This window comes from Dietzia sp. UBA5065 (assembly GCA_002415925.1).
Lineage (GTDB): Bacteria > Actinomycetota > Actinomycetes > Mycobacteriales > Mycobacteriaceae > Dietzia.
This window is the reverse complement of record DIAZ01000179.1, coordinates 1-4,791: the sequence shown is the minus strand read 5'-3', so window position 1 is coordinate 4,791 and position 4,791 is coordinate 1. Positions and strand designations below refer to the sequence as shown.

Here is a 4,791-nt window from a genome sequence, read left to right as displayed (position 1 = left end):
CGGCCCGGCGCGGTCCGCGCCGTGGGCACGGCGTGCGCGACCAACCCGCTCCCGCTGGTGTGGCCGTGCCACCGGATCCTGCGCTCGGACGGCGGGCTCGGCGGATACCGCGGCGGGCTCGAGGCCAAGCGGCGCCTCCTCGCGATGGAATCGGCGGGGTGACGGCGGGGCAGGTCGCCGCCCTGTTCGGCGTCTGGGCGATCGCGGTGATCTCGCCGGGGCCCGACCTCGTCGTCGTCCTCGACCGTGCGCTCGCCGGCCGGCGCCACGGGGTCGCGACGGCGCTCGGGGTGGTCTCGGGGATCTCGGTGTGGTTGGTGGCCGCGTTCGCCGGCCTCGCCACCCTGGTCCGCGCCTACCCCGGGCTCATGACCGGCCTCCAGGTGGCCGGCGGGCTCCTGCTCGCGACCCTGGGCGTGCTCGGGCTGCGCGGGTGGCGACGGTCCCGCGCCGCCGCCCGCCCGGCGGGTCCGCTTCCGCGCGGGGATGTGGCGCTCGGCCTGGCCACCAACCTCGCCAACCCCAAGGCGATGGTGTTCTTCGGCGCGGTCCTCACCCCGTTCCTGCGCGGGGAGGTGTCCGCCGTCGCCTCGCTCGCGCTCGTCTCGGCGATGGTCGGGGTGGCCCTGGCATGGTTCTGCGGGGTCGCCGTGGCGGCCTCCCACCCGAGCGTCAACCGGCGTCTCGGGCGCGCGCAGCCGTGGGTCGGGCTGCTGGCGAGCGCGCTGTTCGTGGCGGTGGGGGTGGCGTTCGTGATCGCCGCGCTCGGCTGAGCGTGGCGGACTAGGTTCTGCCCCATGGCTTCTCCCGTCGACCACCGCGGCTGGGTGCGCGCCGCCCTCGCGGTGTTCGCCGTGGGCTGGGGCGCCAACCAGTTCGCGCCGCTGCTGTTCCTCTACCGCACCGAGCAGGGACTCGCGCAGTCCGACGTCACCGCCATGTTCAGCGTGTACATCGTGGGGCTGCTGCCCGCGCTGCTGGTGGCGGGCCGGTGGTCCGACCGCCACGGTCGCCGCGTCCTCATGCGCCCCGTGCTGGTGCTGTCGCTGGCCGCGACCGTCCTCATGCTGTTCGGGCCCGCCGATCCGCTGTGGCTCTACCTCGGCCGGTTCCTCGCCGGGCTCGCCTCCGGCGCGGCGTTCGGTGCCGGCAGCGCGTGGGTGCGCGAACTCTCCGCCGGCGCCCCGCCCGGCACCGGCGCCCGCCGCGCCGCGATCGCGCTCACCGGCGGCTTCGGCCTCGGCGGCCTGGTCGCGGGCGTGGTGGGGGAGTTCGCCCCCGCGCCCACCCTCACGCCGTACGTGCCCCACCTGGTGCTCGGGACGGTCGCGCTGCTCGCCGCGTGGAACGCCGCGGACCCGTACGAACCGCGAGGCGGACCCGAGCGGGCCCCGCTCATCCCGGCCAGCGCGGGTACCCGCAGGTTCCTGCTGGGCGTCGCGCCGTGGGCCCCGTTGGTGTTCGGCTGCGCCAGCATGTCGTTCGCGGTGCTGGCGGACCTGCTCGGCGGGGACGCCGGCGGGCGACCCACCCTGTACGCGGGCGTGATGGTGGGCGTGACCCTCGGCGCCGGGGTCCTGGTCCAACCCGCGGTCCGTCGCCTGGCCGACTCGTCGCCCCCCTCCCGGCCGCCGGTCATGGGGCTGACCGCCGCCTCGCTCGGGATGGCCGCCGGCGCCGTGTTGGCCGCCTCACCCGGCCTGCCCGGCCGGGCGCTGTGGCTGCTGCCCGTCGCCGTGCTGCTCGGCATCGGCTACGCGACGCTGCTCGTGGCCGGCCTGGTCGAGGTCGAGGTCCAGTCCGGGCCACGCGACCACGCCGGACTCGTCGCCGTGTTCTACGTCCTGGCCTACCTCGGGATGGCGACCCCGTACGTGCTCGCCGAACTGTCCCGCCTCGGCGGGCCCGTGCCGTGGATCGCCGGGCTGGCGGTGGTGTGCGCGCTGCTCGTCCCGCTCACGCAGCGCCGGCTGGGGTAGCGGCGGCGCCGGGCTCGTCAGCGCGTGAGAACCGTCGCGGTCGCCAGGTAGATGGCCACCGTGAGCAGGTCCTGCAGGACCGTGGCCAGCGGTCCCGAGCCGAAGGCCGGGTCCCTGCCCATCCGGTCGATCAGCCACGGCAGGACCAGCGCGACCGCGGTGGCGATGGACGACGCGGCGAACAGCGACACCCCGACGGCCAGCGCGACCCTCCAGTCCTGCCAGAGGACCCCCACGAGCAGGAACGCCACCGTGCCCAGGATCGTCCCGAGGAGCACGCCGGTGACGATCTCGCGGACGGCGACGCGTCGGATGCCCACGCCCACGGCCAGTCCGCGGATCACCAGCGCCTCGGTCTGCGTGCCGATCGCGTCCGCCAGGTACACCACCCCGGGGACGAAGAAGGCGATGAGCACGGTGTCGGCCAGGGTCGCCTCGAAGCTCCCCACCACGATGGCCGCGAGCAGGGCGCCGGCCAGGCCCACGATCAGCCAGGGCAACCGGTGCCAGAGCCGCCGCAGGACGGGCTCCAGGGTGGTGGTCTGCGCCGTGGACTTGGAGTTGAGGAACCCGCCGAGGCGGACCATGTCCTCGTCGTGCTCCGCCGACAGGATCGCGAGCAGCGCCTCGGAGGGGATGAGGCCCACGAACTCGCCCCGGTCGACCACGGCGATGGTGTGGACGCCGTGTTGGACCGCCTGCCAGGCCGCCTGCTCCTGGTCGGTCGAGGGCGCGACGGTGGGCAGTCCCGGTGCGACCAGACTCCCGACGGGGGTGTCGGGGTCGGCGTCGAGGACGCGTTCGGTCGGGGCCAGCCCGACCAGCCGGTCGCCGTCCACCACGACGATCGTCGACGCGCTGTCGAAGTGGCCTCCGCGCAGCGCGTCGAGGACGCGCGCGGCCGGATCTCCGGGATGCGCCAGGGGGACACGACGGGTGACGTGGTCGGCCGCGCACCGCGCCGTGTCCGCGCCCACGGGGTCCGGGGAGGTCATGGTGTTCTCGCTTCGACGAAGGGAGCAGGCGGCGCGCTCGCCGGGTCAGCCCGAGTTCCGCAGCGCCGTCGCCAGACCGTTCATGGTCAACTGGATCCCGGTCCGCACGGCCGGGTCCTCGTCGCCCGCGCGGTAGCGCCGCAGCAGCTCCACCTGCAGGACGTTCAGGGGTTCAAGATACGGGAAGCGGTTGCGCACGGACCGCGCCAGCGCCGGGTTGTCGTCGAGCAGGGTCTCGTGACCGGTCACGGCCAGCAGCATCTCGCGCGTGAGGTCGAACTCGTCCGAGATGATCCCGTGGATCCGCCGGCCCACCCCGGCGTCCGGGACGAGCCCCGCGTAGCGGGCGGCCAGTCCCATGTCCGCCTTGGCCATCACCTGGGCCATGTTGGACAGGGTCGTGCGCAGGAACGGCCAGTTGGTGTAGAGCCCGCGCAGCGTCGCCAGTCGCTCCCCGGAGCCCGCCTCCCCCCGCTGGTCCACCCAGTTCCGCAGCGCGGTGCCCACCCCGAACCAGCCCGGCAGCATGACCCGGGACTGCGACCACGACAGCACCCACGGGATCGCCCGCAGGTCGTCGACGGTCGAGGTCTGCTTGCGCGAGGCCGGGCGGGAACCCATGTTGAGCTCGCCGATCTCGCTGAGCGGGGTCGAGGAGGTGAAGTACTCGATGAACCCCTCGTCGTGGTGCACGAGCGACGCGTACGCCTCGCGGCCGAGCCGGGCGAGCTCGGCCATCACCCCGTACGCCTCGTCGGCGCGGTCGCCGAGGCCCTCCACGTCGAGCAGCGACGCCTCGAGGGTGGCCGCCACCAGCGCCTCGAGGTTGCGACGGGCGCGGTGCGGTTCGGAGTACTTGGCGGAGATCACCTCACCCTGCTCGGTGATCCGCAGCGCGCCCTGCACCGCGCCCGGCGGCTGGGCGAGGATCGCGTCGTAGGAGTTGCCGCCGCCCCGGCCCACCGCGCCGCCGCGCCCGTGGAAGTAGCGCAGGTGCACCCCGGCCCGGTCGGCCGCCGCCACGAGATCGCGTTCCGCCTGGTAGAGCGCCCAGTTGGCGGCCAGGTACCCGCCGTCCTTGTTGGAATCGGAGTACCCGAGCATCACCTCGAGCACGTCGCCCTGCGCGCGGGTCAGCGCCCGGAACTGCGGCAGCGCCAGCGCGGCGTCGAGGATCCCCGGCCCGGCGGCGAGGTCGTCGATCGTCTCCAACAGGGGGATCAGCCGCACGCCGGACCGGGGTTCGGCGGGGTCTCCGGAGAACAACCCCACCTCGCGCAGCAGCACCGCCGGCTCCAGCAGGTCCGACACCGACCCGCACATGGAGACGATGTAGTGCGGCACCACCTCCGGACCCAGCAGGTCCACGGCGGCGGCCGCCGCCCGCATCACGCCGAGTTCCCTCGCCGCCGTCGCGGACAGCTCCGCCCGCGGGCCCAGGAGCGGCCGGTCGTGGGAGAGCTCGCGCAGCAGCAGCTCCACCCGGGCGTCCTCGTCCAGCGCCGAGTAGTCCCCGCTCACGCCGGCCAGCGCGAACAGCTCGGTGAGCACCTCCTCGTGCGTCTCCGAGTTCTGCCGCATGTCGAGCGCCTGCAGGTGGAACCCGAACGTGCGCAGCGCCCACCTCAGATCCCGGAGGCGGGGCGTGCGCAGCAGCCCGGACCCGCCGGCGGCCAGCGCGGCGTCGATGACGTCCAGGTCGGCCAGCATCTCCTGCGGGCAGGTGTACGGCTCGTCGTCGTCCAGACCGAACGCGGGGGACACCGCGGACGGCGACGACGACGAGGACCTCCCCCGCGCGGCGAGGCGACGGCGGA

At 74.6% G+C, this 4,791-nt stretch carries 5 protein-coding genes; 3 read left to right on the top strand and 2 right to left on the bottom strand.

The features are described from left to right. The 3 genes from B4M60_RS14810 to B4M60_RS14800 all read left to right on the top strand — a co-directional run. Positions 1–162: MGMT family protein (locus B4M60_RS14810; RefSeq protein ID WP_291085775.1), on the top strand; the 162-nt coding region annotated here is incomplete at its 5' end. Then, positions 159–773, top strand: a complete 615-nt coding sequence (locus B4M60_RS14805; protein ID WP_291085763.1) for a LysE family translocator — start codon at positions 159–161, stop codon at positions 771–773. The genes B4M60_RS14810 and B4M60_RS14805, both read left to right, overlap by 4 nt. A gap of 24 nt (positions 774–797) precedes the next feature. After that, on the top strand, positions 798–1,979 hold the full coding sequence (locus B4M60_RS14800) for an MFS transporter (RefSeq protein WP_291085759.1): 1,182 nt from the start codon (positions 798–800) through the stop codon (positions 1,977–1,979). Positions 1,980–1,996: 17 nt separating this feature from the next. Here the strand turns inward: B4M60_RS14800 and B4M60_RS14795 are convergent, their stop codons facing one another. Together B4M60_RS14795 and B4M60_RS14790 are read right to left on the bottom strand one after the other, a co-directional pair. Further along, entirely contained in the window at positions 1,997–2,974 is a 978-nt protein-coding gene (locus B4M60_RS14795; protein ID WP_291085756.1) for a magnesium transporter, read from the bottom strand. Positions 2,975–3,019: 45 nt separating this feature from the next. Continuing rightward, positions 3,020–4,791 (bottom strand): phosphoenolpyruvate carboxylase (locus tag B4M60_RS14790; protein WP_291085754.1); only part of this gene is annotated, 1,772 nt, incomplete at its 5' end.

Bases quoted from the DNA above. Each gene is read 5' to 3' on its own strand.
- B4M60_RS14800 (WP_291085759.1), top strand. From the start codon at position 798: ATGGCTTCTCCCGTCGACCACCGCGGCTGGGTGCGCGCCGCCCTCGCG.
- B4M60_RS14795 (WP_291085756.1), bottom strand. From the start codon at position 2,974: ATGACCTCCCCGGACCCCGTGGGCGCGGACACGGCGCGGTGCGCGGCC.